This window comes from Chlorogloeopsis sp. ULAP02, assembly GCF_038404745.2.
In the GTDB taxonomy this organism is placed as follows: Bacteria; Cyanobacteriota; Cyanobacteriia; order Cyanobacteriales; family Nostocaceae; genus Chlorogloeopsis.
Window position 1 is genome coordinate 186,814 of sequence record NZ_JAYKTT020000081.1, and the last position, 25,971, is coordinate 212,784.

General features: G+C 41.9%; 25 protein-coding genes and 1 pseudogene. 13 read left to right on the forward strand and 13 right to left on the reverse strand.

Features of this window, described 5'->3' with window-relative positions:
• Window positions 1-12 precede the first annotated feature (12 nt).
• The gene (locus U2718_RS29690; RefSeq protein WP_342001059.1) at window positions 13-702 is read left to right on the forward strand and encodes a hypothetical protein; all 690 of its coding nucleotides are present in this window, start codon (window positions 13-15) and stop codon (window positions 700-702) included.
• A gap of 124 nt (window positions 703-826) precedes the next feature.
• Entirely contained in the window at window positions 827-2,188 is a 1,362-nt protein-coding gene (locus U2718_RS29695; protein ID WP_342001060.1) for a hemolysin family protein, read from the forward strand.
• A gap of 55 nt (window positions 2,189-2,243) precedes the next feature.
• On the opposite strand, the gene queC is transcribed toward U2718_RS29695, so the two are convergent.
• Window positions 2,244-2,930, reverse strand: a complete 687-nt coding sequence (gene queC / locus U2718_RS29700; protein WP_342001061.1) for a 7-cyano-7-deazaguanine synthase QueC — start codon at window positions 2,928-2,930, stop codon at window positions 2,244-2,246.
• Between the two features lie 449 nt (window positions 2,931-3,379).
• Here queC and U2718_RS29705 point away from each other — a divergent pair, with 449 nt between their 5' ends.
• The 6 genes from U2718_RS29705 to rdgB all read left to right on the forward strand — a co-directional run bounded on the left by U2718_RS29705 (window position 3,380) and on the right by rdgB (window position 9,924).
• Window positions 3,380-4,471, forward strand: a complete 1,092-nt coding sequence (locus tag U2718_RS29705) for a Gfo/Idh/MocA family protein (protein WP_289791499.1) — start codon at window positions 3,380-3,382, stop codon at window positions 4,469-4,471.
• A gap of 289 nt (window positions 4,472-4,760) precedes the next feature.
• Window positions 4,761-5,375, forward strand: a complete 615-nt coding sequence (locus tag U2718_RS29710) for a DedA family protein (protein ID WP_342001062.1) — start codon at window positions 4,761-4,763, stop codon at window positions 5,373-5,375.
• 259 nt (window positions 5,376-5,634) lie between these two features.
• On the forward strand, window positions 5,635-6,777 hold the full coding sequence (locus tag U2718_RS29715) for a ParM/StbA family protein (RefSeq protein ID WP_342001063.1): 1,143 nt from the start codon (window positions 5,635-5,637) through the stop codon (window positions 6,775-6,777).
• A gap of 5 nt (window positions 6,778-6,782) precedes the next feature.
• Window positions 6,783-7,313: a plasmid segregation centromere-binding protein ParR gene (locus U2718_RS29720; RefSeq protein WP_342001064.1), complete on the forward strand. Its 531-nt coding sequence runs from the start codon at window positions 6,783-6,785 to the stop codon at window positions 7,311-7,313.
• A 370-nt stretch (window positions 7,314-7,683) separates the two neighbouring features.
• On the forward strand, window positions 7,684-9,123 hold the full coding sequence (locus tag U2718_RS29725; RefSeq protein WP_342001065.1) for a phosphoglucomutase/phosphomannomutase family protein: 1,440 nt from the start codon (window positions 7,684-7,686) through the stop codon (window positions 9,121-9,123).
• Between the two features lie 225 nt (window positions 9,124-9,348).
• Window positions 9,349-9,924: an RdgB/HAM1 family non-canonical purine NTP pyrophosphatase gene (rdgB, locus tag U2718_RS29730; protein ID WP_342001066.1), complete on the forward strand. Its 576-nt coding sequence runs from the start codon at window positions 9,349-9,351 to the stop codon at window positions 9,922-9,924.
• Between the two features lie 186 nt (window positions 9,925-10,110).
• Here rdgB and U2718_RS29735 read toward each other — a convergent pair whose 3' ends face one another.
• The 5 genes from U2718_RS29735 to U2718_RS29755 all read right to left on the reverse strand — a co-directional run bounded on the left by U2718_RS29735 (window position 10,111) and on the right by U2718_RS29755 (window position 13,410).
• Window positions 10,111-10,449 (reverse strand): P-II family nitrogen regulator, encoded by a 339-nt coding sequence (locus tag U2718_RS29735; RefSeq protein WP_016873782.1) that lies wholly within the window; start codon window positions 10,447-10,449, stop codon window positions 10,111-10,113.
• 387 nt (window positions 10,450-10,836) lie between these two features.
• Window positions 10,837-11,403 (reverse strand): hypothetical protein, encoded by a 567-nt coding sequence (locus tag U2718_RS29740; protein WP_342001068.1) that lies wholly within the window; start codon window positions 11,401-11,403, stop codon window positions 10,837-10,839.
• Between the two features lie 178 nt (window positions 11,404-11,581).
• Window positions 11,582-12,397, reverse strand: coding sequence for a bifunctional hydroxymethylpyrimidine kinase/phosphomethylpyrimidine kinase (gene thiD / locus U2718_RS29745; protein WP_342001069.1), 816 nt, complete (start codon window positions 12,395-12,397; stop codon window positions 11,582-11,584).
• 45 nt (window positions 12,398-12,442) lie between these two features.
• Window positions 12,443-12,784 carry a hypothetical protein gene (locus tag U2718_RS29750; protein ID WP_411813388.1) on the reverse strand — a complete coding sequence of 114 codons (342 nt, stop codon included), beginning with the start codon at window positions 12,782-12,784 and terminating at the stop codon, window positions 12,443-12,445.
• A gap of 197 nt (window positions 12,785-12,981) precedes the next feature.
• Window positions 12,982-13,410: a hypothetical protein gene (locus tag U2718_RS29755; RefSeq protein WP_342001070.1), complete on the reverse strand. Its 429-nt coding sequence runs from the start codon at window positions 13,408-13,410 to the stop codon at window positions 12,982-12,984.
• A 185-nt stretch (window positions 13,411-13,595) separates the two neighbouring features.
• On the opposite strand from U2718_RS29755, the gene U2718_RS29760 reads away from it, so the two are divergent.
• Both U2718_RS29760 and U2718_RS29765 read left to right on the forward strand, forming a co-directional pair.
• Window positions 13,596-15,446 (forward strand): DUF5942 domain-containing protein, encoded by a 1,851-nt coding sequence (locus U2718_RS29760; RefSeq protein WP_342001071.1) that lies wholly within the window; start codon window positions 13,596-13,598, stop codon window positions 15,444-15,446.
• Between the two features lie 89 nt (window positions 15,447-15,535).
• The gene (locus U2718_RS29765; RefSeq protein WP_342001072.1) at window positions 15,536-15,769 is read left to right on the forward strand and encodes a hypothetical protein; all 234 of its coding nucleotides are present in this window, start codon (window positions 15,536-15,538) and stop codon (window positions 15,767-15,769) included.
• Here U2718_RS29765 and U2718_RS29770 read toward each other — a convergent pair.
• On the reverse strand, window positions 15,756-16,082 hold the full coding sequence (locus tag U2718_RS29770) for a thioredoxin family protein (protein WP_342001073.1): 327 nt from the start codon (window positions 16,080-16,082) through the stop codon (window positions 15,756-15,758). The two genes, U2718_RS29765 and U2718_RS29770, sit on opposite strands and share 14 nt — an antisense overlap.
• 1,270 nt (window positions 16,083-17,352) lie before the next feature.
• On the opposite strand from U2718_RS29770, the gene hetF reads away from it, so the two are divergent.
• From hetF to U2718_RS29785, 3 genes are all read left to right on the forward strand, one after another.
• Window positions 17,353-19,914, forward strand: a complete 2,562-nt coding sequence (hetF, locus tag U2718_RS29775; protein WP_342001074.1) for a cell division protein HetF — start codon at window positions 17,353-17,355, stop codon at window positions 19,912-19,914.
• A 215-nt stretch (window positions 19,915-20,129) separates the two neighbouring features.
• Window positions 20,130-20,993, forward strand: a complete 864-nt coding sequence (locus U2718_RS29780) for a tetratricopeptide repeat protein (protein ID WP_342001075.1) — start codon at window positions 20,130-20,132, stop codon at window positions 20,991-20,993.
• A gap of 93 nt (window positions 20,994-21,086) precedes the next feature.
• Window positions 21,087-21,452, forward strand: coding sequence for a DUF2237 domain-containing protein (locus tag U2718_RS29785; RefSeq protein ID WP_342001076.1), 366 nt, complete (start codon window positions 21,087-21,089; stop codon window positions 21,450-21,452).
• A gap of 288 nt (window positions 21,453-21,740) precedes the next feature.
• On the opposite strand, the gene U2718_RS29790 is transcribed toward U2718_RS29785, so the two are convergent.
• The 6 genes and pseudogenes from U2718_RS29790 to U2718_RS29815 form a co-directional block, all read right to left on the reverse strand.
• A complete protein-coding gene (locus U2718_RS29790; RefSeq protein WP_342001077.1) occupies window positions 21,741-22,085 on the reverse strand; it encodes a DUF760 domain-containing protein in 345 nt (114 codons plus the stop codon).
• Window positions 22,086-22,281: 196 nt separating this feature from the next.
• On the reverse strand, window positions 22,282-22,545 hold the full coding sequence (locus U2718_RS29795) for a hypothetical protein (protein WP_342001078.1): 264 nt from the start codon (window positions 22,543-22,545) through the stop codon (window positions 22,282-22,284).
• A 145-nt stretch (window positions 22,546-22,690) separates the two neighbouring features.
• Window positions 22,691-23,722 (reverse strand): hypothetical protein, encoded by a 1,032-nt coding sequence (locus U2718_RS29800; RefSeq protein WP_342001079.1) that lies wholly within the window; start codon window positions 23,720-23,722, stop codon window positions 22,691-22,693.
• 144 nt (window positions 23,723-23,866) lie between these two features.
• A pseudogene (locus U2718_RS29805) lies at window positions 23,867-24,208 on the reverse strand (DUF5615 family PIN-like protein).
• 3 nt (window positions 24,209-24,211) lie between these two features.
• The gene (locus tag U2718_RS29810; RefSeq protein WP_342001083.1) at window positions 24,212-24,538 is read right to left on the reverse strand and encodes a DUF433 domain-containing protein; all 327 of its coding nucleotides are present in this window, start codon (window positions 24,536-24,538) and stop codon (window positions 24,212-24,214) included.
• A gap of 155 nt (window positions 24,539-24,693) precedes the next feature.
• The gene (locus U2718_RS29815; RefSeq protein ID WP_342001084.1) at window positions 24,694-25,872 is read right to left on the reverse strand and encodes a phosphoserine transaminase; all 1,179 of its coding nucleotides are present in this window, start codon (window positions 25,870-25,872) and stop codon (window positions 24,694-24,696) included.
• Window positions 25,873-25,971: the final 99 nt, after the last annotated feature.

Genomic DNA, 25,971 nt, shown 5'->3' on the forward strand with positions numbered 1-25,971 from the left:
GGCTTGTCAGCAATGAGAATAAATTCTACTGTTCTTCTTACTTTAACTTTGTTAACTCTGATGTTGGGATCTGGCTCTGTGAGTGCATTTTTAGGATTTGATATAGGTAGTAAAGCACTTAAAGGCGTGACAACTCCAGATTCGCGTCCTACTACCAAATTCAACAGTGCCAAGACAGGCAGTTCTCAACATGGAGGAACGTTCTTAAAAGAAGAAGAAATCTTAAAAATTGTTAAAGCGCGCATCGAAGGCAAGACTCGTACTAAGTCAGAAAAAATAGAAGAAGAAGAAGAGGATATAACTACTAATAAGCAAAAGCAAAAGCCGCAAGAAGAGATTCAAGAAAAACCCCAGGCAGGATTTCCGGTTACGGCTGAAAGTGGAGGTGTAAATTTTTCTGTACAATCTGCTCGTTATTCTGGCGGTGCTTTGCAGTTGCGAGTGAATTTGCAGAACAAAGGCAAGGATTCTGTCCGTTTCCTCTATAGCTTTTTGGATATTACAGACAATAAAGGACGAACCCTAAGTGGTAGTACAGATGGCTTGCCATCAGAATTACCTGCCAATGGGCCGACATTTTCTGGTACTGTGAGCATTCCCACTGCTTTACTTGATGATGTTAAAAGCATCTCACTGTCAATCACTGATTATCCAGCTCAAAAACTGAAGCTAGAAGTATCAGATATTCCTGTAGAAAGATAAATAGGGGCTAGGAACTAGGGACTAGGGATTGGGAATAAAGAAATTTTCATACCCAATCCCCGATACCCAGTACCTGATCACCTGTACCCCATCCCCAAATAAGGGCGTTTAAACTAGCTTGGCAGTGAGAGGTTTTCTGAGTTTGAGTTGGACTGATGTGGGGCTGCGATTTTTATTAGTGCTGCTCCTGATTGTCATAAATGCCTTTTTTGTCACGGCTGAGTTTTCAATGGTGACAGTGCGGCGATCGCGCATTCATCAGTTAGTTGAGGCTGGTGATATTCAAGCGCTCACCGTTGAGGTTTTGCAACGCAGTATTGATCGATTGCTATCTACAACCCAGTTAGGCATTACCCTCTCTAGTTTGGCACTGGGGTGGATTGGAGAAAGTACGATGGTAGTCCTAGTAAAATTGTGGCTGCAATCTTGGCCTTTACCAAGAGGCATCAGTGCCTTTATGGCTCATTCACTATCCATTCCAATCACATTTTTTTTAATTGCCTATCTCCAGATTGTATTGGGAGAATTATGTCCTAAATCTGTGGCGATGTTGTACTCAGAACAGTTGGCAAGATTTTTAGGCCCTTCTGTTAGAGCGATCGTACGCTTTTTTAGCCCCTTTATTTGGATTCTTAATCAATCAACACGCTGTCTGTTGCGATTGTTTGGCATAGAGTATACGGGTCAAAGTTGGAGACCACCTGTTACTCCAGAAGAATTGCAATTAATTATTTCCACAGAACGTGAATCTACTGGTTTGCAAGCTGGAGAACGAGAACTGTTAAAAAACGTGTTTGAGTTTGGGGAGGTAACAGCACAGGCAATCATGATCCCCCGCACAAATGTAGTAACGCTGCCTCAAAATGCTACTTTGCAGAATTTTTTCGAGCAGATGGCTGATACTGGTTATTCTGGCTTTCCTATTATCGGTGAATCTCTAGATGAGATTCATGGCATTGTTTACTTTAAAGACTTAGCCAAACCCTTAACTACAGGTCAGCTAATTTTAGACACACAAATCCAGCCTTGGATACGTGCAGCACGATTTGTGCCAGAACAAACACCGTTAAATGAATTATTACCGATGATGCAGCAAGAGAAGCTAGGCATGGTAATAGTGGTGGACGAATTTGGTGGGACTGTAGGATTAGTAACTATTCAAGATGTGATTGCCCAAATTATTGGAGAGACTAGTGCAGTAGAAAGTAGTGATGAGTTGTTGATTGAGCTTATAGATCGATGGACATTTGTGGTGCAAGCACAAATCAACTTAGAAGAGATGAACGAAGTATTACATCTTGATTTACCTGTAGGCAAGGAGTACCAAACACTTGGCGGTTTCTTGCTTTACCAGTTACAGAAAGTACCAGAACTTGGTGAAACCTTCCGTTATAAAAATTTGGAATTTACTGTCATGTCAGTTGAAGGGCCTCGCTTGCATCAAATTCAAGTGCGGCGCTTAGAAGAGGGGGGTATAAGGGAGTAAGGGTACAAGGGTATAAGGGAAATTAATTCACCTATACCCCTACACTCCCACACCCCTATACCCGATTTTGAGCATAAGCCAACGGATCTTTTAACCCTAGTTCAGCAAAAGCAGCAAGACGCAAGCGACAAGCGTCACATAAACCACATGCGACTTCTTTGCCTGCATAGCAAGACCAAGTTAGCTGCCAGGGGACTCCCAGTCGATTGCCAAGTTGGATAATTTCTGTTTTTTTGAGGTGGAGCAGGGGTGTAACAATATTTATGGGTTTACCTTCACGCCCTTGTTTTGTCCCCAAACGAAATACTTCCTGCATTGCCTGGATATAGTCGGGGCGACAATCAGGATATCCAGAGTAGTCTAAAGCGTTAACGCCGATGTAGATACGTTCGGCACCAATAGTTTCGGCGTAACCGAGGGCAAAACTTAAGAAGATGGTATTCCGCGCCGGGACATAGGTAACAGGAATATTCTGCGACATTTCTTCTAGGGAGCGCCCTTCGGGTAAATCAATTGTGTTGTCCGTAAGCGCCGATCCTCCCCACTGCCGTAAGTCAAAAGTTACTACTTGATGTTGCAATACACCTGTTGTTTGTGCGATCGCTAATGCCGATTGTAACTCTCGTCGATGTCGTTGCTGATAGTCAAAGGAAATGGTATAACACTCACAACCATCAGCTAATGCTTGATAGAGAACTGTGGAAGAGTCTAATCCCCCAGACAGTAGAATTACAGCTTTCATCTGTCGATAATTATTTTATTTGATTTTCAATTTTTAATTACTGAGTTTACTGGAGGTGACTTCTAGTCCAAAATTATGAAGAATACTCTCTCAGTATTTGGTAATTTAACAGACAAACATGAATGGGCTTTCACTGGTATGTAGTTAAATGACTATACTGTTAAATCAAATTTATCTGAACGTGAAAATGAGATTAACACACTTTACACTTACTTTTTTGCAGTAAGCAACCAGACAAAAATTATACTGCGTAGCGTTGCAAAAAACACATTACACTCTACTAAATATACAAAACAGAGGTTAGTGGTGGGAACTCATAACAAACTTTGAAATTCTTCATAAATAGAACCTCTATGTTACCATCTGGATGGTTTTAGACGACTCGTCACTGGCAATTTGAGTATCAAAGCCAACGACCAGCGTCTCTAAATTTGGTGGTTGAGGAGAGAATGAGAGTGCAAGATAGCAGCATGTCAGCAGGAGAACAGAACGGACACGGACAGCGCACCCAACCCCGCCCAATTCGCATAGGCGTCATCGGGGTGGGTAACATGGGTCAGCATCATGCCCGTGTCCTGAGTTCGATGAAAGACGTTGAACTGGTTGGTGTAGCAGATATTAATGTTGAGCGAGGATTAGAAACCGCCAGCAGATACAAGGTGCGTTTTTTTGAGGATTACTGTGACCTGCTGCCCCATGTGGAAGCAGTTTGCATTGCCGTTCCCACGCGCCTGCATTATGCCGTCGGCATTACCTGTCTTTTGGCAGGAATTCATGTTTTGATTGAAAAGCCGATTGCTGCAAGTATTTCTGAAGCAGAATCGCTCGTAAATGCTGCCGCTGAATCTGGGTGTATTTTGCAAGTAGGTCATATCGAGCGTTTTAGTCCAGCATTTCAAGAATTAAGCAAAGTCTTGAAGACTGAGGAAGTACTGGCTTTAGAGGCGCACCGAATGAGTCCTTATTCAAATCGTGCTAATGATGTCTCAGTTGTTTTGGATTTAATGATCCATGATATTGACCTACTTTTGGAATTGGCTGCCTCTCCAGTAGTCAAGTTGACAGCTAGTGGCAACCGCACTTTGGACTCTGGTTATTTAGATTACGTGTCTGCAACCTTGGGATTTGCTAATGGTATTGTCGCTACTCTGACTGCCAGCAAAGTTACTCACCGCAAGATCCGTAGTATTGTTGCTCATTGCAAAAATTCATACACTGAGGCAGATTTTCTCAAAAACGAAATTTTGATTCACCGACACACTACTGGTAATTCAATAACGGACTATCGGCAAATACTTTATAAACAGGATGGCTTGATTGAAAAAGTTTACACTAGCAATACAGACAAGTTAGGTGCAGAATTAGAACATTTTGTTAATTGTGTGCGGGGCGGCAATCAACCTTCAGTTGGTGGCGAACAGGCACTCAAAGCTTTGAGGTTGGCTAGTTTAGTTGAACAGATGGCTTTGGAGGAAAAAGTTTGGAATCCATTAGATTGGGAATCTGAACCGAGAGTGCAATCTCTAACACCCACTGTTTAAAAAAGAGTGGGAAATTTAAAAACTGGGAGAGTGGGGAAAGTAAGTAATTACCTTTTTCCTTCTCCCTTTTTATGTAGAGGTGGTAGTAGGGGCGGGTTTTGTTGATAATCTTGCCGTTCAAACTGATAATTTATCTTCTAAACCCGCCTGTACAGTAGTTAGTAGTTAATAGATTGCTTGTCTATTCCTCCCCTTATCCCCGCGTCTGGGTGTCTCCCCTATTTCCCAGAGGTGATCGCTCTGAATTTAGTAACTAGAATTTGATAGCAACTATTAGGAATCTACTTAAATGACTGATTGGATCAAAACTACTATTGAATCTTTGGGCTATGTCGGTATTGCTCTGTTGATGTTCCTAGAGAACCTGTTTCCGCCTATACCCTCAGAATTGATTATGCCTCTGGCAGGGTATACAGCAAATTTACCAGGGGCAAAGCTGAATATTTACGGCGTGTTTTTTGCAGGATTGATAGGTTCGGTACTAGGTGCGCTGATTTGGTATTATCCTGGCAAGTTTCTCAGCGAAAGACGCTTGCAAGCATTAGCTGATAAATACGGCAGTTGGTTAGGAATATCTAACAAAGAAATCGTCCAGGCAAAGCACTGGTTTAATAAGCAAGGTAAAAAAGCTGTGTTGATTGGTAGGCTTGTGCCTGGAATCCGTACTGTGATTTCTATTCCTGCGGGCATCAGCGATATGCACCTGCCATCTTTCTTATTTTATACAACTGTGGGTAGCGCATGCTGGGTAGGTTTGCTAACATACACAGGATACGTGTTAGGTAGTCAATATGAACTTGTGGACAAGTATCTTGCTCCTGTATCCAAATTTGTCCTTGGAGGTCTGATCCTAGCATTTGCGTTCTGGATACTAAAACGCAAGCGCAAAAGTAGGAGAAGATAAAAACTTGTCTCCTAAATAGAATTACAAAAACATTTTTTTAGTGTAAAAAAGTATCGTGAAGAAGGGTACACCTTCGCTATTTCCTGATCAACTCACGTTACCTTCTATACAGCAATTTAATGTATAAATTGCACTAATATATTCAGTAATAATTGGTAAGTTTACTGCCACAGTTGACGCCACCAAGAATTTCTGATACACGAATTTTGTAAGATGAGCATGGTAACTTGTTAAAGCTAAGTAAGTACTAGGAGCTTTCATGACAGACCAACCAACTGCCGCGACCCCAATGAATGCCGCTGCTATACCTATGAATAGAGTTTCGGCATCTACTCCCATTAATGCCAATCCCGTAGTGCCTAATAACTCAGCTACTGGTAAAAAAATACTGAGTGTTGATTTAGGTAGAACTTCCACAAAAGCCTGTATTACCCGCGAGCCTGGAAATGTCATATTCATTTCTGCCAACGTCAAGGAAATGTCAATGGAACAGGTGCGAGGAGGTGTATTTGAAGCCCGTGCCACAGATCCCTTGATGGATTTATGGTTGGAGTATCAAGGCAGTGGATATGCTGTAGGTCAACTAGCAGCAGATTTTGGTGCCAATTTGGGAGTAGGTCAATCTAAGGTCGAGGACGCACTGGTAAAAGTCTTGGCTTGTGCAGGTTATTTCAAGCTTAAAGACGACATTTCTGTTGTAGTGGGTTTGCCTTACCTTTCTCAAGAGCAGTTTGAAAAGGAAAAAGCCCAATTAATAAGTCAATTAGAAGGGCCTCATGTCATGAACTTTCGCAGCGAATCAGTATCGCTGAACGTGAATAAAGTATGGGTGATGCCAGAAGGTTATGGCAGTCTACTATGGTGTGAAGGTAAACCCCAAAAAGGTGCGATGCCTGACTTTACTAAAGTTTCGGCAGCGATTGTCGATATTGGGCATCAAACTATTGATTGTTTGATGGTGGACAATTTCCGCTTTGCTAGAGGTGCTTCTAAGAGCGAAGACTTTGGTATGAGCAAGTTTTATGAACTAGTAGCCGCTGAGGTTGAAGGAGCTGATAGCCAGTCTTTGGCATTAATTGCAGCTGTTAATCGACCCAAAGGCGATCGCTTCTACCGTCCTCGTGGTGCTAGCAAACCTGCGAACTTAGATGATGTTCTTCCTAATCTCACCGAAATGTTTTCGCGGGAAATTTGCAGCCGTGTGCTAGCATGGCTACCAGAGCGCGTCACTGATGTGATTCTAACCGGTGGTGGTGGAGAGTACTTCTGGGAAGACGTTCAACGTCTGCTGAAGGAAGCAAAAATTAATGCCCACTTAGCTTCTCCTTCTCGGCAGGCTAACGCTCTGGGACAATATATATACGCAGAAGCACAGCTTGCTAACCGCTCTTCTAAAGCTTAACTCGAATGTTCCAATGGTCAAAAAAGGTAGTTAAATCGGTTACGTTCAACCCAGGGGTGGCTGACGAAAGTTTGTTAACGCTTGTCGAAAGCCATTTAGAGAAAGATCCTGAAAAAACTTTCAGCGACCTCTGTAAAGAGGCCCTGTGGCAGTCTTTATGCGTACCGGAATCTGTACGACCAAACCCGCAGTCACCTCCGCCATCGACAAAATTACCAGCAGCAGGGGGATTGGAACCGCAAATTGCCGACTTGCAAAGTCAATTGACTGACCTGGAGGAACGTTTTTTTGCTAAAACATCTCATCGATTGGAGATGATGGAACGGCACCTGATGCAACTCAGTCAACAAGTTGCACAGTTAGGCATGATGGTTAATAAATTGCAAGTCATCCAGACATCGACTCAATCACCACAAGTAGTAGAAGTATTAAATAATACTCACAATAGCAGTACTACTACTACTTCTGCTGTTACACCTTCCCAAGAGGTAGACCCTTTAATTAGTCGGCTTAGTCAGTATCTGGATGATTTCTAGGAAAAACTTAAGTGTGGGAATATTTTTTACTGTGTATCTCCTTAGTAGTATTTTCTATTAAGGAGGTTTAATATCTTTCAGCATAATTAGAAACTACAGTCAGGCGATCGCTGGTATTCTCTTGCTGCTAAGTAGAAGGCAGGAGACAGATGGCAGTAGACACGTAGATGCGGTAGATGCGGAGCAGCTTCCGCAGGTAGGAAAAAATTTATCCGATATAGTTTCTGGCGATAAGGATTTTACGTTTAATTCTGTCCACCTACTTATTAATACTAGTGTATTACTTGCATGATTTTGATACTTGCTCATTTCTGACTGAGTTCCCTGTGTCAATGATAAAATCCTCCTTAACAGAAGTTGGGATACCTCGATGCCAGTTGCTGCTAACTCAATCAAGTTTGGTACAGACGGCTGGCGCGGCGTTATTGGCGATGAGTTCACTTTTGAACGTCTAGCCTTAGTCGCGCCAATCGCAGCAAAAGTCTTATTTGAAACCTACGGAGACAAAGTAGGCAATAGAACGATTGTAGTTGGTTATGATCGCCGATTCATGGCAGAGGACTTTGCTTGGAAAGTTGCCAATGTCGTCTCTGCTGCCGGATTTGATGTGCTATTCAGCGAGACTTATGCACCAACTCCGGCTTTTAGTTGGGCAGCAAAACAACGTCATACCTTGGGTGCCTTGGTAATTACTGCCAGTCACAACCCCGCACAGTATTTGGGCTTAAAAGTTAAAAGTGCGTTTGGTGGTTCTGCACCGCCAGAAGTTACCAAAAAGATAGAAGCACTCTTAGTAGAGGAACTACCTCCTGCATCCATAGCAGGTAAGACAGAAAAATTTAATCCTTGGGACAGTTATTGTCAAGAATTAGAAGGAAAAGTTAACATTGCTACAATTCGCGATGCTATCAACTCTGGCAAGCTGACACTATTTGCTGATGTGATGCATGGTGCTGCTGCTGGTGGACTAGCAATGTTACTTGGGGATCGAGTCAGGGAAATTAATAGCGATCGCGATCCTACCTTTGAGGGTGGTGCGCCAGAACCCTTGCCAAAATACCTTTCCCGACTCTTTCAGGTAATGCGAACTCACAGAGAAGAGCATCCGACAAGCTTAACAGTGGGACTGGTATTTGATGGTGACTGCGATCGCATAGCTGCTGTAGATGGTGCAGGTAATTTCCTAAGTTCGCAAATTTTAATTCCAATCTTAATCGACCATTTAACTCTACGGCGTGGCTTTAGCGGCGAAATTGTTAAAACTGTCAGTGGTTCTGATCTGATTCCTCGTGTAGCACAATTACATAAATTATCAGTATTTGAGACAGCAGTAGGTTACAAATACATCGCTGACAGAATGCTGGCAACAAAGGTATTGCTAGGCGGGGAAGAGTCGGGAGGAATAGGTTACGGTAGCCATATTCCAGAACGAGATGCACTGCTGTCGGCATTATATGTACTAGAGGCGATCGTCGAATCTGGATTGGATTTAAGTGATTATTACAGTCGCTTGCAAGAACAAACAGGTTTTACATGCGCATATGATCGCATTGATTTACCTCTAGCCAGCATGGAAGTGCGAGATCATCTTTTAGAACAGTTGCAAAAGCAGCCATTAAAAGAAGTTGCTGGCAAACCAGTAATTGATTGTCAAACAATAGATGGTTATAAATTCCGCCTCGTAGATAATAGCTGGTTAATGATTCGTTTTAGCGGTACAGAACCAGTATTACGTCTTTACTGCGAAGCCCCCACACTCGATCAAGTACATCAAACCTTGGCTTGGGCTAAACAGTGGGCAGAATCATGAGAAGGCGGAAAGCAGGAGGCAGAAGGAAAGAAAACAAGGGGACAAGGGGACAAGCAACCTATTAACTACTAACCACTAACCCTCCGGGTACTCTGCGAGCAGTTCTTCGGATACCCTGCGGGTTCTCTGTTGGGCGTAGCCCTTCTCGTAGAGTAGGAGTACGGGGGTTCGCATACCCTTACAAGAAGCCGTACCTACGAAAAAATGAGCAATGAGCAATGACTAATGACTAAATTACTCGTAGTTGCTACAGGAAATCCAGGTAAGTTACGGGAAATGCAAGCTTATTTGGCTGATTCTGGATGGAAATTAACGCTAAAACCTGAAGAATTGGAAATTGAAGAAACAGGGGAAACTTTTGCCGCCAACGCTTGTCTCAAAGCATCTCAAGTGGCGCAAACAACAGGCAATTGGGCGATCGCTGATGATTCTGGTTTAGAGGTAGATGCTTTAAACGGTGTACCAGGAGTTTATTCTGCACGTTACGGCAATACCGATGCCGAACGTATTGGTAGATTGTTGAGAGAATTAGGTGACAAATCGAATCGCCAAGCCCAATTTGTCTGTGCAATAGCGATCGCTCGTCCCGATGGTGCGATCGTTCTACAATCAGAAGGTATTTGTCGTGGTGAAATTCTTCATGCGCCTCGTGGTAATGGTGGTTTCGGCTACGATCCCATTTTTTACGTGCCAGAGCAGCAAATGAGCTTTGCTGAGATGACACCAGAATTGAAGCGCACAATTAGCCATCGAGGTAAGGCTTTTATGGCTCTACTTCAAAAGTTGCCAAGTTTAGCATAGGAGGTAGTAGGCAGTAGGTAAAGAAAGTTGTTTCATGCCTTCCGATGTACGCAGTTGATGATGATTATTTAGCTAGTTTTTAGTTGTTAATTGTTAGTTATTTCCCTCTAACCATTAATTGTACAGACGCGATGTTCCTCGCGTCTCTACCTACTAACTAATTTTCGTTAGCTATTTGCCAACCTTTTAAACTGCTTCTGTATTCTTTTCTCCAGTACGAATCCGTACAACTTGTTCTACTGGCGATATAAAAATTTTACCGTCGCCGATTTCCCCAGTACGGGCAGCAGAGATAATTTTCTCTACAACCATATCCACCTGATTGTCCTCAACAACAATTTCCAGTTTGAGTTTTTGTAAAAACTCAACAGTGTACTCAGAACCTCGATAACGTTCAGTCTGCCCTTTCTGACGTCCAAATCCTCGAACTTCAGAAACAGTCATTCCGACAATACCGGCATTGACTAAAGCTATTTTCACCTCATCAAGCTTAAAGGGACGGATGATAGCCTCTACTTTTTTCATTCTTGTCTCCTGTCTTTTGAGTAGCTTCTATTTATCTAATCAGATTCTTTGTCTAGAGATTTAACGAGTAGCGCAACCCATATTTATTAAAAAGTATGATTAGTTACAAATTCTTTAAGTATATTTCTTACTCATTAAACAGTCTAGTAATCAATAAATAATACTTATATTTATTTATATTTATTAATTGAAGTAGCAGTTTGGTAGAATTCCCAATCTACTATTTTTGAAACAAATAACATTAGTGTGATCACTTAGATTTAAATCAGGCTAGCAGCATCAGAAAGTCAATTTATATAGTACAGGTGTTGACAAGGAACTAACCAGTTGAACAAAAAATTGAAAGCTAACAATTATGGATGACTTTTGGCTGCCAAGGTAAAGATACTAGCGACTCTGGTGTGCAAAAAAAGGACGTACAACTAAATAACCAGCACCAAAACCGAGAAATATTATTAACGCGATCGCTATCCACAACCACCAGTTATTGATTTCCCCTGGTTCTGGCTGAGTGAGAGGATAAGCTACAACTTCCTGCCCTTCTACGAATATTGGTGCTGACATATAAGCAGGAATTTCCATTTCTGTGTAAGCAACCGATGGACGTGGGCGGGGTACTTGCTGACGCCGATTCTTAGCATTTACTTGACGTTTAGGATCACTTTTAATATCGGGAGCAGAACGGGGAACTTGGTGATAGCTAGTCTGAGTGGGAGAATTAAGTAGATTTTGTAGGTGTAAAACCGACTGAACGGTTTTGGCGATTTCTTCGCGAAGCAGTTGATTTTCTTGTACTAATTGATGATTTCTAGTACTAAGTGCATCTAGCTTCGTCTGCGCGGCTTGCAACTCTGCTGCCAATTCCCGATATACAGACAATGGTACAGAGGGTGAGTAGGATTGGCTGGTTGTACTTTTGTTATGGGTATAAACAGAACTGTTTACTGTTCGCATTTGTAGTTCACGAGTAAAAATTAAACAAAAAAGCTAGAGATATGCCCAAGAATAATAGAAAAATACTCTAAGGGCAAAGGTTTTTTTATTTACACTTTCTAATTCAGGGTATAAAAGCAAATATACCCACTAAAACCCTTATTTTTATCTAGTCCCTAGTTCTTAATGCCGAATCCAATCATAATAACGGATAAAAATGCCCAACCGGGCCTTGTCCTTTGCCAATATCTAAAGCGTAATAGAGTGCATTGGTGACATACTCCTTGGCTTGTCGCACCGCTGTTAATAAGTCATTACCCCGTGCCAGATTTGCAGCGATCGCCGCTGATAATGTACAACCAGTACCGTGAGTATTTTTTGTATCTACTTGTTTTGTTGTCAAAGTTTCCAGTTTTTGCCCATCAAACCAGATATCTACTCCACGCCCGTTACCTGGCATACCACCACCCTTAACTAACACGGCTTTCACTTTTAGATTGCGATGAATGATATGGGCAGCGGCACGCATATCATCTAGGGTATTAATTTGTAAACCGCTTAAAATTTGAGCTTCGTAACGATTTGGTGTCACAATTGTTGCTAGCGGTATCAGGGCATCGCGGAGAGTTTTCACAGCGTCATCATCAATCAATTGCGCCCCTGTACGCGATACCATTACCGGATCGACTACTAAATTGTTGATTTGTAAAGCTTCTACCTGCTGGGCAACTGCGGCAATAATTTCCTTGTTCAGTAACATTCCCGTCTTTGCCGCTTGAACGCCAATATCCTCCATTACTGCTTGAATTTGGGCTATCACCGCTTCAGGTGGCATGGCATCAACTCGCATCACGCCCAAAGTATTTTGGGCTGTAACGCAGGTGATGGCACTAGTACCGTGGACACAATGAAAAGCAAAGGTACGCAGATCCGCTTGAATTCCTGCACCACCGCCACTATCTGAACCGGCAATAGTTAAAGCAACGGGTACAATAGATGTAATTTTGGTATTCATAGATGTTTTAAGGCACAAGGAATAAGGGATTTTTCTTATTCTCTATTACCTATTTTTAGGTGAAATATATTTTAAAGATTTGGCGATCGCTTCTAATGGATTTGGTTGGGGATTTTGAGGTTGCATATGCGGCAAATTAGTAGGAGATAAAGTCAAAGCAGGAGTTTGATTTGATAATTCACTGTAAACTAGTAAACCTGCTTGTGGTAATTTAGCCATTGCTGCAAACCGCCAACAAAACCAATTTTCAGGATTATCAGCAGTTTGCAATTTGATTTGACAAACGCCGTTACCCGTGCCTACCCAAAGTGTATTATCTGTTGAGAATATTCTGGATAATTTTGCTGTTTTAATTCTTGAGGTAAAGTTCCAGGTTTGAATGTCCAAGAGTTATTACCCTGACAGAAAACAAAATTATATTTTGAGGTTTGAAAGTTTATAGTATCAGTAGTAGAAGTTGGGGTGTGTTACGGCTATGGAAAAATTTGAGAGTTGATGAGAGTGAGAACTTGCTGTAACGCACCACAATCATGTAGTGCGTTGCGTTACGCGCCGCTTTAACACACCCTAAATGAAGGTTTACTTTATAAATTATCTTTTAAACGTTTTAATTGTCCTTGCAAATACTTACCCCATTCTGCTGCTAAAGGAATTTCTGTAAATGGAATTCGTACTGATTGAGCAGGTTCTACTAAGTCGAATTCCAACTCAATAGTCTTACCTTTCTGTGGTGGATTTTCTACATCAATAATATTGCCATCTACCATAAGATGTATATTTTGAACATCATTCAAAGAAAAGGTTTCTAGCTTGATTGGGCCTTGAGGTGTGGGTTTGCCCCAGGTGATTGAGTTACCTTTTTGACCTAAAACAGCATAAATATCATACTTTGCTCGTTCAAATTGCTCTGCCCAGGTACGATAGGCTTCGATTTTTTGATACTCTTTCGAGCCTTGCCAAGCTAACCAGAAAAACGCTGCTAATAGAGGCAGCCATAAAAGACCACGTTCCATATTGGAAGTTTAACTCTAGAGAAACATGAAAAAGAGAAGCAAAAGGTAAAAGAAAAAAATTACCGTTTTTAACTTTTACATTCTCATCTTTATATTTTGTGTAACTATTCTGCAAATAAAGAGCTTGTTAGAGTCTGTATAAGCTATGTTAGTGAACAACTGGCAAAAAGCGGTGATGATTTGATATGAGAAGGCTTTTATTATTTTGCTTGTTTGTCATCGGGTTGAGCGCTGCGATATTTGGTTTCCTGAATTTTCAGGGACTGGCAGCGAAGGGTGAATTTGAGACGATTTTACTAGATTTTCGGGAAGATCTTCCTCAAGAGGTGGTGCAGCAAAAACTGGAAGCGATCGCTCGACAGTACAATGTTACACCCCGACTAGATAATAAATTCTCAGCTAGAGATAACGTATACATTATCGAAGGTGACAAAAAACGACTTAAAAAACTGCGAAAGTCTGAAATTGCCAAAGCGACAGAATTTATTGAGCCAAATTATATTTACAGAATTCCTGAACTAGGCAAAATTGCCCACTTAGCAGAATTTGATTCGCCCGGAGATTGTGAAACGACAACAGCCACTGCTGGCGATCCTAACGATCCTATGTACAGCAAGCAGTGGCACCTGCACAACATCGGTGTGATCGGCGCGTGGAACCAAACTAAAGGTAGTGGTGTAACTGTCGCGGTGATTGACACTGGTGTAACTCGTGTGCGCGATCTAGTAGAAACAAAGTTTGTCAAAGGTTATGACTTTGTCAATGATCGCGAAGAAGCCAAGGATGATAACGGACACGGCACCCATGTTGCTGGAACGATCGCGGAAGCCACCAATAACTACTATGGTGTAGCAGGAATTGCTTACGAAGCCAATTTGATGCCTTTAAAGGTTTTGAATGAATATGGCGGTGGAACCGTTGCCGATATCGCTGAAGCGATTAAGTTTGCTGCTGACAACGGCGCAAATGTAATTAATATGAGCTTGGGCGGTGGCGGTGAAAGCAACCTGATGAAAGAAGCGATAGAATATGCCCACAAAAAAGGTGTAGTCATCGTTGCGGCGGCTGGAAACGAAAGTCAGAATTCTGCTGCCTATCCAGCCCGTTATCCTCGCGTCATAGGCGTTTCGGCATTAGGCCCCGATGGAGAAAAAGCCCCCTATTCTAACTTTGGTGCAGGGGTAGATATCTCGGCTCCTGGTGGTAGCGATGCAGGCAAAGTTTTGCAACAAACCATCGATCCCGAAACTGGCGAAGCGGTATTTTTGGGTTTGCAAGGTACAAGCATGGCTTCTCCTCACGTTGCTGGTGTGGCTGCACTAGTTGAAGCAACTGGTGTAAAAGAACCAGATGATGTTTTGAAAGTACTTAAAGAGTCAGCAAGAAGCATCCAGGACGATAGTTTAAACTACTATGGCGCTGGACAACTGAATGCCGAAGCCGCAGTTACACGTGCCTCACAGGGACAAATTAGTTTCCAAGACTTTTTCCGTTGGCTGCGAGATAATGGCTATCTAAACCCCCGCTTTTGGATCGATGGCGGTGCTGTGGCACTGCTACCAAAAATTGCAATGGTATTGGGTTCTTATTTGTTGGCTTGGTTTTTACGAGTTTACTTTCCGTTTACCTGGGGTTGGAGTTTATCAAGTGGTTTAATTGCTGGCAGTTCGGGATTATTCTTCCTCAAACCAATCTACATTTTTGATTTGCCCCAGTGGCCTTTCCGGTTGTTGGGCAGTTCTATTCCTGAACTTGGTAATACTCTTCAGGGAACTAATGCTTTTAACCCTCTGTTTGCTAGCGTTATCATTCCTTTTGTCTTAGTGGCACTACTGCTCGGACATCCGCAATGGAAATGGTTCGCGATCGGTACATCTTTAGGTGTAGCAGCATGTTTAGGAGTCAGTGCTGTGTCAGATCCCGCTGTTTGGGGACTTGGAAGTGGCATGGTGGCTCGGATATTCTTGATTATCAACGCTCTACTCTGTTTAGGACTAGCTCGTTTAGCCGTCAAAAATGAGGAACAACCCGTTTAAAAGACGTGGAGACTATGAAACACGGAGACATGGAGAATTTCCCCACGTCCCCGTGTTCTGTTTTTCAAGACTTAGGAGTTTGTGTAACTATGAGTATCACAGTTCAAGGAACGATAGAACGCCGTGATATTGGCACTGGTGCTTGGGCGCTAGTCACTGACGAAGGAGTTACCTACGAGATCCTCAGAGGTGCTGACAAAAAATTACTTCACCCAGGACAAAAAGCGAAAGTCACGGGTAAGGTACGTGAAGATGTGATGACAATGGCTATGATTGGCCCTGCCCTAGAAGTTAAATCATTTGAGTTAATTAGTTCTGACTAACGCCTGTGGAGTCAACAACCGCTTGCAATCGATTTCTAAATTCGCCTTTGGGATGCCCGCCTTTAACTTCACCCACAATCTGGAATTCTTCTTCTGGAGAATCACAAATAATGTAGGTGGGCCAACCCATTTCTGATTTATCTGGATATTGCGCCAATAGTATTTGGCGATATTTACGATACATCGCCGTATCTTGCATTTTTACGTCAATAAATTGCAAACCCAGTTCTTCAGCCACCTTTTGGTCATAAAAAGACATTTTATGGCACAGACCACAGTCTTCACTGGAAAATTTAATCACAGTTAACGGCATGGACTAGCAACTGTTTGACTATTTGTTTAAGTATCGAATACTAGCATATCAAAAGTGACATCCTCACCACACTAAATCATCTTTAAAATACAGCAGAGTACTCATCAGAATACAGATAAAACAGGCTTTATATCTGTTCGCTTCTGTGATGTAACTGTATCTATATGAAGAGATGTAAAGAACTAAGGATTGACAGAAATTTAAAATAATAAAGTAAATTGATTGGTAATTAATTAGAGTAAATAAAAGAATCCCCTAGTAACCGACAGTAAACTAGGGGAGTTAGTTATCAGGGTGCATCTACCAAATTATATGTTCTTAGAAAAACCAGTAGTTTCCGGATAAAATTGTGCAACTTTTGGACAAATTATAAATGAAATTTTTTTGACAAGAAAAAATCCCCCAGGAGTTGACATTAGCCAACAGCTAGCTAGGGGAATTAGTTATCAGGGTGCATCTACCAAGTTCTATGTTATAAGAACACCCAGTAGTTTCCGGATAAAATTGTGCAAATTTTGTATAAATTATAAATGAACATTGATTTTACTAAAGAAAAAATCCCCTAGAAGCCATATGGCTAGCCAGGGGAAGTAGTTATCAGGGTGTATCTACTAATCTTTATGTTCCATCAACAACCAGTATGCTCCGGATAAATTGATTAAGATTAAAGTAAATAGCTTGAGAAAGAATAAAGAATTATACCAATTTTGGATTAAAGCTATTGATGAATAGACTAGGCCAGAATTTTGAAACAAGACTCCCGCTTGCAACTTTGGTATTACTAGCGTAAGTAGCTGGTTAGGAGCATGATTGAACTAATTTAATTTCTCACTATCCATAAAGTTAGAGAACAAATGAGCCTGTTTAGGAGGCGATCGCAATTGTCATATAAAGTAAATCCCTAGTGGTTGCCAACCAGCTAGGGAATTGAGTAATCAAGGTACATCTACTAATAAGTATGTTCTGACTGTGACTATCAATCTCAGGATAAATTTGTGTGTATTGGAGATTTTTGCTAGGCCATAGACAGATTCCCTTAAGTTTATCACTCAAGCAGGGGAGTTAAAGTTCAAGGCGCATCTACCAATCAAAATGTTCTAGACACAGTTGTTGAAATCCGGACTAAAGTTGTAGAAGCAACTTACTAAAACAAATAAATTTAGAAACATCTAAGTTACAAGATACATCTAAATTTATTAGATCAGGCTATAACATCGACATTAGCTCTTGGCGTTGAAAACCAAATTTGAGGAGGCAAACAGAAGAAGTTGTGACCCAGGAATTTCACCTTTCCGTAACTCCAGTAGGGCAAAGTGACTACTTAGTGCGGACGGAACAAGTCGCGCCTGGGGTGCCTTTGGCAGAAGAATTAGTGACTTGGCCTGTAGCTGATTGGTTAACGGCTGCTGGACATTTAATGAATGATCCTTTGAAATCGATGTTACAGGGAGATGCGATCGCACTCAACTCTGTCAACTTGGTAGCATTAGGTCAGCAACTTTATAATACGCTGTTTCAAGGCACTCTCAGAGATAGTTGGATTACTGCCCAGGGTATTGCTCAAAATCACCAACAAGTACTGCGCTTGCGCTTGGGGCTAAAAGATACCAGGCTAGCACGTTTGCCTTGGGAAGTGATGCATGCAGGCGATCGCCCAATAGCAACAGGCCCTTACATCGCTTTTTCACGTTATCAAAGTGGGATGAATGGGGTATCTAGGCTACCATCCACAAATATGCCTGTACCTCTGGAAGAAGGCGGAATCAGAGTATTGATGATCATTTCTTCTCCTACGGATCAAGTTCGATTGGATTTGCTTAAACAAGAAGCAATCAAGCTGCAAGAGGAACTTCACCGTCAATCACCACGTATCAGTGAAACTGGCCATTTTCTGCCGAGAATTGAACTTACTTTGCTAGAACAACCAGGGCGAGAGGAATTAACACAAGCCTTAGAACAAGGAAGGTTTCATGTTCTGCACTACTCCGGTCATAGTAATGTTGGTTCTAATGGTGGTGAAATTTATCTTGTCAGTAGGAGGACTGGTTTAACAGAAATCTTGAGTGGTGATGATTTAGCCGGTTTGCTTGTCAATAATAATATTCAAATAGCTGTATTTAATTCTTGCTTGGGAGCATACCCAGCCACTGTCAACCTCCAAGGAGAGACTGGCGAACGTAACTTAACAGAAAGTTTGGTGAGGCGGGGGATCAGAGGCGTTCTGGCAATGTCAGAGCGCATTCCCGACGAAGTAGCGCTGACACTTACACAATTGTTTTATCGGAATCTTGCTCAAGGATATCCAGTGGATTTGTGTGTAAGTCGAGTGCGCCAAGGATTAATTTCTGCCTATGGTTCGCACCAGATGTACTGGGCATTACCAATTTTATATCTCCAGCGTGAGTTTGACGGTTATCTCAACCCAGAAATTTATTTACCCCAAATGGGGCAGTTTTATAACGATTACGATCCAGCTTTAAACTCCACCTCAACCATATTCTCGCCAAGGGCAGATGATGCCGATATGCCTTTACCAATTGATGAACTTATGCCTTCGGGTTTGGCAGATGAGTCTTCTGACTGGTTAGGTGAAGATACTTGGGGCGATTTAGTCGATGAAATTGAGTATGACGATCCGGGCTATGCAGAAGATTCTGCTATAGTTTCTGATTTATTGCGCCAATTAGAGCAATCAACGGTTGGGAATGAGGAAACAGCGATCGCACCGGAAGTAGTACAGCAGGATGGGGAAGAGAATATTGACAACAAAGAGGTTTTAGGAGACGTTTCATCACCAGATCATAATCTCAGCAGTAGTTTGCGGGGAGAACTGCCAGAGGAGACTATTCAAGGCAGGCAAGTTGAGGCAGAACGTCATGCACTATTGAATGATGCTAACTCGGCAAGAGATTTGCCCAATAATTTCCCTCCATCAGTTAATTTCGCTCCACCCCAAAAAACTAATTCCAGACAACGCGCTCAAGGTCGATTTTGGTCTAGAGTTGGGGTTGTAGGAGTAAGTGCGATCGCAGCAGTTATTGGTTTAAGTGTGTGGAATAGTCACCAAAAGTCACAATTACCTGATCTACCATTAACTCCGACTGTCCAGTCTCAACCTAACCCTGATGTCTCTGAACGTAATTTAAAGACAGAGGAAACTGGAATTGTTACAGCCTATGCAATTGAAAAAGTAAGCAAAGGAGACTTGCAAAATGGGCTAGTAGCTGTGGAAGAACTACTAAATCGTAATGCTCTTTCTAATGCTAAAGCGGCTCTGGCTCTTGTTCCCAATCATAAAATTGAAGATCCATCTGTTAACTTTTTCAAGGGACGGTTAGCGTGGCAATCAGTTCAAACCGGAGATAAAAACTATAGTATTGATGATGCCCGCCGTTATTGGGAAAGTGCTGTAAAAGCTGAACCGGATTCGCTGTTATATGCTAATGCTTTAGGTTTTGCTTACTATGCAGAAGGTAATATTAATCGTGCTAATGATGCTTGGTTCAAGGCATTGAATGCAGCTATCAAACAACAAAATACATCTGCCAGTGCCATAGCACCAACACCGAAAGAAGTTAATCATGATGCTTTGACTGCCTATGCTGGTTTAGCTATTGGATTGTATAAATCTGCCCTTAACCAGCCAGTTTCTAAAAGAGAGCGATATTTTAATGAAGCAATCAAGCTACGCCAAATGGTAGTTAAAGACGATCCAAGCCATTTTCAAATTCATAAATTAGCTAACAATTGGCTATGGCCAGAAAAAGCAATTACAGATTGGAAATCGCTCCTTCAGCTACCCTCTCCTCCATCTCAGGAAGAAGAATCATAAGCTATTGCTACTACAATCCCTGCTACCGAACTACAGCACCATCAAAGCAAACATAGGATAAAGGAGTTTCCTGAATTTGCTAGTAGAATTTTACTTATGATTTGAATCTTGTTGCGTCAATTATTGCATCAAATATGTTACCAAACAAGCTTAGACGCGGTAATATATGAGGGTAATTTTTTCTGTAGCTGCAATAACTTTTTGGGGCAACAAAGATGAGTCAAGCAGCAGGGGCAAGGGCAGATATTCTAACGCTGGGTACAATAGACAGGCAGTACTGGTACGAACAGGGCAAGCAGTTCGACAATCAAGAGCTTTATGCAGAAGCAATTGTATGTTACGACAAAGCTTTAGCAGATTGTTTAGAGGGTTACTGGATTTGGTATGATCGAGGCAGCGTTTTGCGGGAATTAGGTGAATACGAACAGGCGGTAGCGAGTTTTGAGCGAGCATTGATAGTACGCCCTAATGATTATTGGGCTTTGTACAACCGAGGCTGTATTTTATTAGAAGATTTAGATCTGTTTGAAGAGGCGATCGCAAGTTTTAATCAGGCTTTGGAAATACGCCCTAAAGACTACTGGTCATATTTTCGTCGAGGAGACGCCAAACGACAATTAGGCCGCTACGAAGAAGCGATCGCTGATTACGATATAGCTTTATCAATTCGTCGTGATGATTATTGGGCTTGGTTTCGGCGTGGAGATGCTTTGAGACATCTAGGTCGTTACAATGATGCAATTAAAAGTTACGATGAAGCATTAGTGATAGAACCAGATGATTTCTGGGCTAATTACAAACTAGCAGATGTATTGAGATATGTAGGGCGTTATAAAGCTGCACTTACCACCTATCAAGAAGCCATTGATATCAAACCAGATGATGAATATGCTTGGTATAACAGTGCTTGCTGTGCCGCTCAACTAGGAAATATTTCATTAGCAATAGAATGCCTTGAGTCTGCGTTGCTAATTAATCCTAATTTTCAGGTACTGCTGAAAACAGATCCTGATTTACAAGTAGTTCGAGCTCAAGGTTTGCTGGGAGACTTGCTACGCGAAACTAATTGTTTATATTGATATTTTCTCAACTCTGCTCATATCAATCTTGTTTGTAAACAGTAAATATCGGTAATGTACCAATTGAAAGCATTGGATTAACAAGTTATTGCTATGACGAATAATGTACTAGGACAACCATTAGAAATATGTTGCACCTCGCCAATGACAGGTTTTTATCGAGATGGAATATGTAACACAGGTGCGGGTGATATTGGTGCTCATGTTGTCTGCGCACAACTAACAGAAGAGTTCCTGGCATTTACCAAGTCAAGGGGAAACGATTTGAGTACACCCGTTCCCATATTTGACTTTCCAGGTTTAAAACCGGGCGATCGCTGGTGTTTATGTGCTTCTCGCTGGAAGGAAGCACTGGATGCTGGAGTTGCACCACCTGTAATTTTGTCAGCCACTCACGCATCAGCTTTGGAATATGCTTCTTTAGATGAATTGAAGCAACACGCTCTCGATGAAGCCTAAGTCAGTAGAATAACTGGATGAAACGGTAAAATTTGCTCTGTAAGATTCCCTACTTTTGAGATAAGTTGGGAATCTATATTTTTGTTTATTTATAGCCATTTTTAAATGAATAAACCACACGATACTGTAAGGGCGGGTTTTGTTTCAATCTTTAACTCAAACCGAAAGGATATTTGCTAAACTCACCCGGACAAAAAATTGTGGTTCAAATATATAAAATTTGCTGTAATCAAAAACCCCAGCTTTTTAACTGAGGTTTTTTACAGAATTACATCATAATTCAATTTATTAGTGAGAATCTGATGCATCAGCTTCTACGAATTGCAAAGACTTTTCAAGTTCCATCCGCTGCTCGGCATTACGTAAAAAGTAACCATTCATCATCGCAGAAGCCAAAAGTCTTCCCAGATTATCCCGATTAGTGGTAATCAACACATTAAAGTTTTCTGAAGGTAAACCACCCAACATACTTATAATTGTGTGTTCAATTGCTTGCAATACTTCCGGTGATGTTGGCTTAGACAATTGAGCAACTGTTTCTGGGCTCATGGATTTGACGTATTGCCAAAGTAAGTTACTGCTTGAAACCTCACTACCAAAGAATTCTGGGTTGTGATTTGACAGATTGTTCACGGTTCTATGGATACGCTCTTACACAACTCTTATTAATAAATTTACCAACTTTTTTACTTAAGAATAGTGAGCTTAACCGAACCAGAAAATGACGGTTTGTTCTACAAATTAAGTTACCGTGAATAAAGACAATTATGAAGGTTATTGATTATTAGCTATTTTAATTGACTCTAACCAATAACCTACAACCCAAGACTTAGAAACCTACGATTCCGTAGTAGCCGCTGATAGCCAGAATGATAATTACTAAAATTCCTACGATCAGGCTAATCGAAAATTGAACTGATGTTTTTTGATTTAGATCTTGTTTGCTTTCACTCTGATTTTGGGTGGGCTTGGGATTGTTGGTTTTTTCTGTTGTCATGGCTTTTATTGTTGGTGCTTGTCTATTATTTAGTTTGCTCCAACTGCCAGAAACTTCATCTTGCTTTCGGACTACAACTATTGTCTTATCTTGCATCTAAGCTCTTGTCTGCCAAGAAATTTATTTCTTGGCTAATAGCTCAAGTCCACTTAAGTGGATTGTAATCACTAATAGGAGTAAAATCTAGTCCTCTGAAGAGGATTTCGGCTATGAGCAAGAGAATATATTCTCATATGCCAATTCATGCCGTTTCCTGAATTTGCAGACGAATAGTTCGTTCCCCAACACTACCAAGTTGCAATTCCATCACCTCACCACCTAGAGGTTCCAAGCAATTCAAGAGCGATCGCAACTGCGGTGTACTTGCACCGGTATCTACGTAAAGCCGATCTGCTAGATTGCCGATCCGCTTCCAAGTCATGTACAACTTACCAATTGTTTGCTCTATCTGTGACGCCTGATTCACCAAGTCAGCAGCAATACTTAAGCAACCAACTCTTTGTGCTTCTATAAGTGCTGTTTCAATATCAACTTCTTCTTCATTCAAGGCTTGAACTTGAGCCGCTGCTTTGAGATATTTTGCCAAGCTCCGCGCATCTGCGGTTACTTGTTTGACAGTTTCTACATCAGGATTTTGAGCAATTTCTTTTTGCAGAGATTTTTGGTGTGATTCTGGTAATTTCTCCATTTCCTTTACTAGAGGTGCAATGTAACGCGGAGGGAGAGCGTTTTCTGCTGCTTTTTGCTTGACTGGTTCGGGTAACAATTCTGAGGACATTGCTGTCCATTCATCAGTAAGTTGACGTACTTCCCTTCTGGTAATGCGATCGCCTTTTTGTGCCGCTTCACCTACCATTACCTGTACTTCTGGCGCTGATTTGGCGGTTTCAACAAACGCCCGTTTGGAAAAATTGTTGATCGCGTTTGGATCTAGCTTTCCCTCTTCTAAGAGGGTATCTGCACTATTAGCTAGTTGAATCCAAGCATAAGCCTGACTTTTGCTAATTTCCCGTTCTTTTAGCCACTTGAGAAATCCCGTGCCTCGTCCGTCTCCACCCTTTTTTTCTCGATCTCGAATTGCCCGTAAAATTCGTCCCCGCCAGATTTCGGTTTGTAAATCAAAGCGATCGCACACCTGCCAAGCTATATCTAGTTGCTTTTGAAATTCTACTTCTGGAATTTCTTCGTCCTCTGGATCGGGAAGCTCAAAATCTAAATCTACAGGTTGTTGTAAAGCAGCAGCTATGTGATCGAAATTATCGGTTGATTGCACGGCTGGGAAAGTAATTAAAGTATGCGACGGCTTATTATTACATACTCTTGCTATCTAGAAATCGATATCATTACTATGTTTTACTTGTCACATTTACAATACAAGTATGACAAATCACAAGCAAGCGATCGCAGCTTGCCTTCTTCAATTGGCTAGACGTACCACACGAATCCGTTTTCCTTGTAAAGTTCCCTCTGCTGTCACAGCCTCATCTATCTGTGCTGCAAATTGTTTCCAGTTTCGATTATTAGTGCAAACAATAATGCCGAAGTGGTTGGAGTCACGACGATGCAACCGGATGAAATCATCTCGGTTAATAGTTAATATCGAGCGCTCTTAGCTGATGGCAAATGCCAATACTTCTTCATCAGGTATACCTCGAGCTGCATTGCCTGCTTCTTGCACTGTCAAAATATCATGCCCCAAAGTACACAATAATTCCACAACCGAGAACGGAAACTGCTCATCTGCATAAAAGCGTGCCATCGGCTAGGCTACTTCATTGCGCTCAATAGCCAGTTCGATTTCATCAGGGTGAGCTTCTGCGTATGTCCAAGCATTAGCTAAGTCCGTGGCTGTGATGGTTGGATAGCTCTTCAAAAGGTCGGCATCAGTATATCCAAGACGGCGAGCTTCCACAAGTACCCAAATGGGAATACGAGTCTTGGCAATACGAGCTTCTCCACCACAGATTCCAGGGGTTTTTTCAATTCCTTGCCAGTTGCTACTGAGACTTTGAGCGAGTAGCCCAATAGCCTGCACTTTTTCACTAGGACTGAGGGCAAGAAGGTATTGCTCTAAGTCTTTGAGTGTCACGGGATGTAAATCCTCTAATTTATTGGAAGGCAGTATTTACAATTTTATCAAGGGTGCAAGGAGTATCGCACTCTTAGGATGAGGATAGGATACAGGGGACAGACGAGTTCAACTTTACCTGTTCCCCGTAACCTGTACCCTGTTACCTACTTTACCTATACTGCTTCTTTCATCTCGGCTTTTACAGTAGCATATGCCCAATCTAACCAAGGTAACAGAGCTTCAATATCTGCGGTTTCGACTGTTGCACCACCCCAAATTCTGATTCCAGGAGGTGCCGCCCGATAGGCAGCAATATCATAAGCTACTTCTTGCTTTTCCAGGAGTTTAGCTAGTTTTTTCGCACATTGTCCTTGCTGTTCTGGGCTTAACTCAGTAAACCAAGCATCAGTAATCTTGAGACAAATTGAGGTACAAGAACGAACTTCTGGATTTTCAGCTAAAAAGTCTGCCCAACTACTTTGCTCTACCCATTTAGCAATAGCTGCGAGGTTAGCTTGGCTGCGGCTAATTAAACCAGAAAGTCCACCAATACTTTCTGCCCACTTCAGCCCATCTAATGCATCTTCTACGCACAACATTGATGGGGTGTTAATGGTATCTCCCTGAAAAATCCCTTCAATCAACTTGCCTTTTTGGGCCATGCGAAATAGCTTGGGCAAGGGACGTGATGGTTTGTAGGTTTCTAAACGTTCTACAGCGCGGGGAGAAAGGACTATGACGCCATGCTGGGCTTCTCCACCCAAGACTTTTTGCCAAGAATAGGTGACTACATCTAACTTATCCCAAGGTATGTCCATTGCGAAAACTGCTGATGTGGCATCGCAGATAGTTAGCCCTGCGCGATCGCTGGCAATCCAATCGCCATTCGGTACGCGAACGCCGGAAGTAGTTCCATTCCACAAAAATACTACGTCGTGGCTAAAATCGACTTGCTCTAAGTCTGGCAAACTCCCGTAAGGTGCTTTGAGAATGCGAGTATCGGGCAACTGTAGTTCATCCACTACATCTTTTACCCATTCTTGACCAAAGCTTTCCCATGCCAAAATATCTAAGGGCAGTTTTCCCAGCATTGACCACAGCGCCATTTCCACTGCACCTGTATCGGAAGCGGGGACTATACCCAGGCGATAATCTGCGGGTACACCCAAAATTTTCTTGGATAGCTCAATCACTTCTTTGAGCTTGGCTTTCCCACCTTCGGAACGGTGAGAGCGCCCTACAAAAGCATCTTGCAGAGCAGAAACAGTCCAGCCAGGACGTTTGGCACATGGGCCTGAGGAAAAATGCGGACGGCTAGGCTTGGTGGTTGGAGGAGTAAGAGTTGCTAACATACGTTAAAGTTGCGAAATCACAAATGGAGGACAAGAAACCCGGTTCCTATCAGAAACCGGGTCTGTACATGTTCAATAAAAAATTAGAAACGAATGGAA

Coding starts and splice junctions, on each gene's coding strand:
- U2718_RS29690 (WP_342001059.1), top strand. CDS start 13: ATGAGAATAAATTCTACTGTTCTTCTTACTTTAACTTTGTTAACTCTG.
- queC (WP_342001061.1), bottom strand. CDS start 2,930: ATGAAAGCTGTAATTCTACTGTCTGGGGGATTAGACTCTTCCACAGTT.
- U2718_RS29705 (WP_289791499.1), top strand. CDS start 3,380: ATGAGAGTGCAAGATAGCAGCATGTCAGCAGGAGAACAGAACGGACAC.
- U2718_RS29710 (WP_342001062.1), top strand. CDS start 4,761: ATGACTGATTGGATCAAAACTACTATTGAATCTTTGGGCTATGTCGGT.
- U2718_RS29715 (WP_342001063.1), top strand. CDS start 5,635: ATGACAGACCAACCAACTGCCGCGACCCCAATGAATGCCGCTGCTATA.
- U2718_RS29720 (WP_342001064.1), top strand. CDS start 6,783: ATGTTCCAATGGTCAAAAAAGGTAGTTAAATCGGTTACGTTCAACCCA.
- U2718_RS29725 (WP_342001065.1), top strand. CDS start 7,684: ATGCCAGTTGCTGCTAACTCAATCAAGTTTGGTACAGACGGCTGGCGC.
- rdgB (WP_342001066.1), top strand. CDS start 9,349: ATGACTAAATTACTCGTAGTTGCTACAGGAAATCCAGGTAAGTTACGG.
- U2718_RS29735 (WP_016873782.1), bottom strand. CDS start 10,449: ATGAAAAAAGTAGAGGCTATCATCCGTCCCTTTAAGCTTGATGAGGTG.
- U2718_RS29740 (WP_342001068.1), bottom strand. CDS start 11,403: ATGCGAACAGTAAACAGTTCTGTTTATACCCATAACAAAAGTACAACC.
- thiD (WP_342001069.1), bottom strand. CDS start 12,397: ATGAATACCAAAATTACATCTATTGTACCCGTTGCTTTAACTATTGCC.
- U2718_RS29755 (WP_342001070.1), bottom strand. CDS start 13,410: ATGGAACGTGGTCTTTTATGGCTGCCTCTATTAGCAGCGTTTTTCTGG.
- U2718_RS29760 (WP_342001071.1), top strand. CDS start 13,596: ATGAGAAGGCTTTTATTATTTTGCTTGTTTGTCATCGGGTTGAGCGCT.
- U2718_RS29765 (WP_342001072.1), top strand. CDS start 15,536: ATGAGTATCACAGTTCAAGGAACGATAGAACGCCGTGATATTGGCACT.
- U2718_RS29770 (WP_342001073.1), bottom strand. CDS start 16,082: ATGCCGTTAACTGTGATTAAATTTTCCAGTGAAGACTGTGGTCTGTGC.
- U2718_RS29780 (WP_342001075.1), top strand. CDS start 20,130: ATGAGTCAAGCAGCAGGGGCAAGGGCAGATATTCTAACGCTGGGTACA.
- U2718_RS29785 (WP_342001076.1), top strand. CDS start 21,087: ATGACGAATAATGTACTAGGACAACCATTAGAAATATGTTGCACCTCG.
- U2718_RS29795 (WP_342001078.1), bottom strand. CDS start 22,545: ATGCAAGATAAGACAATAGTTGTAGTCCGAAAGCAAGATGAAGTTTCT.
- U2718_RS29815 (WP_342001084.1), bottom strand. CDS start 25,872: ATGTTAGCAACTCTTACTCCTCCAACCACCAAGCCTAGCCGTCCGCAT.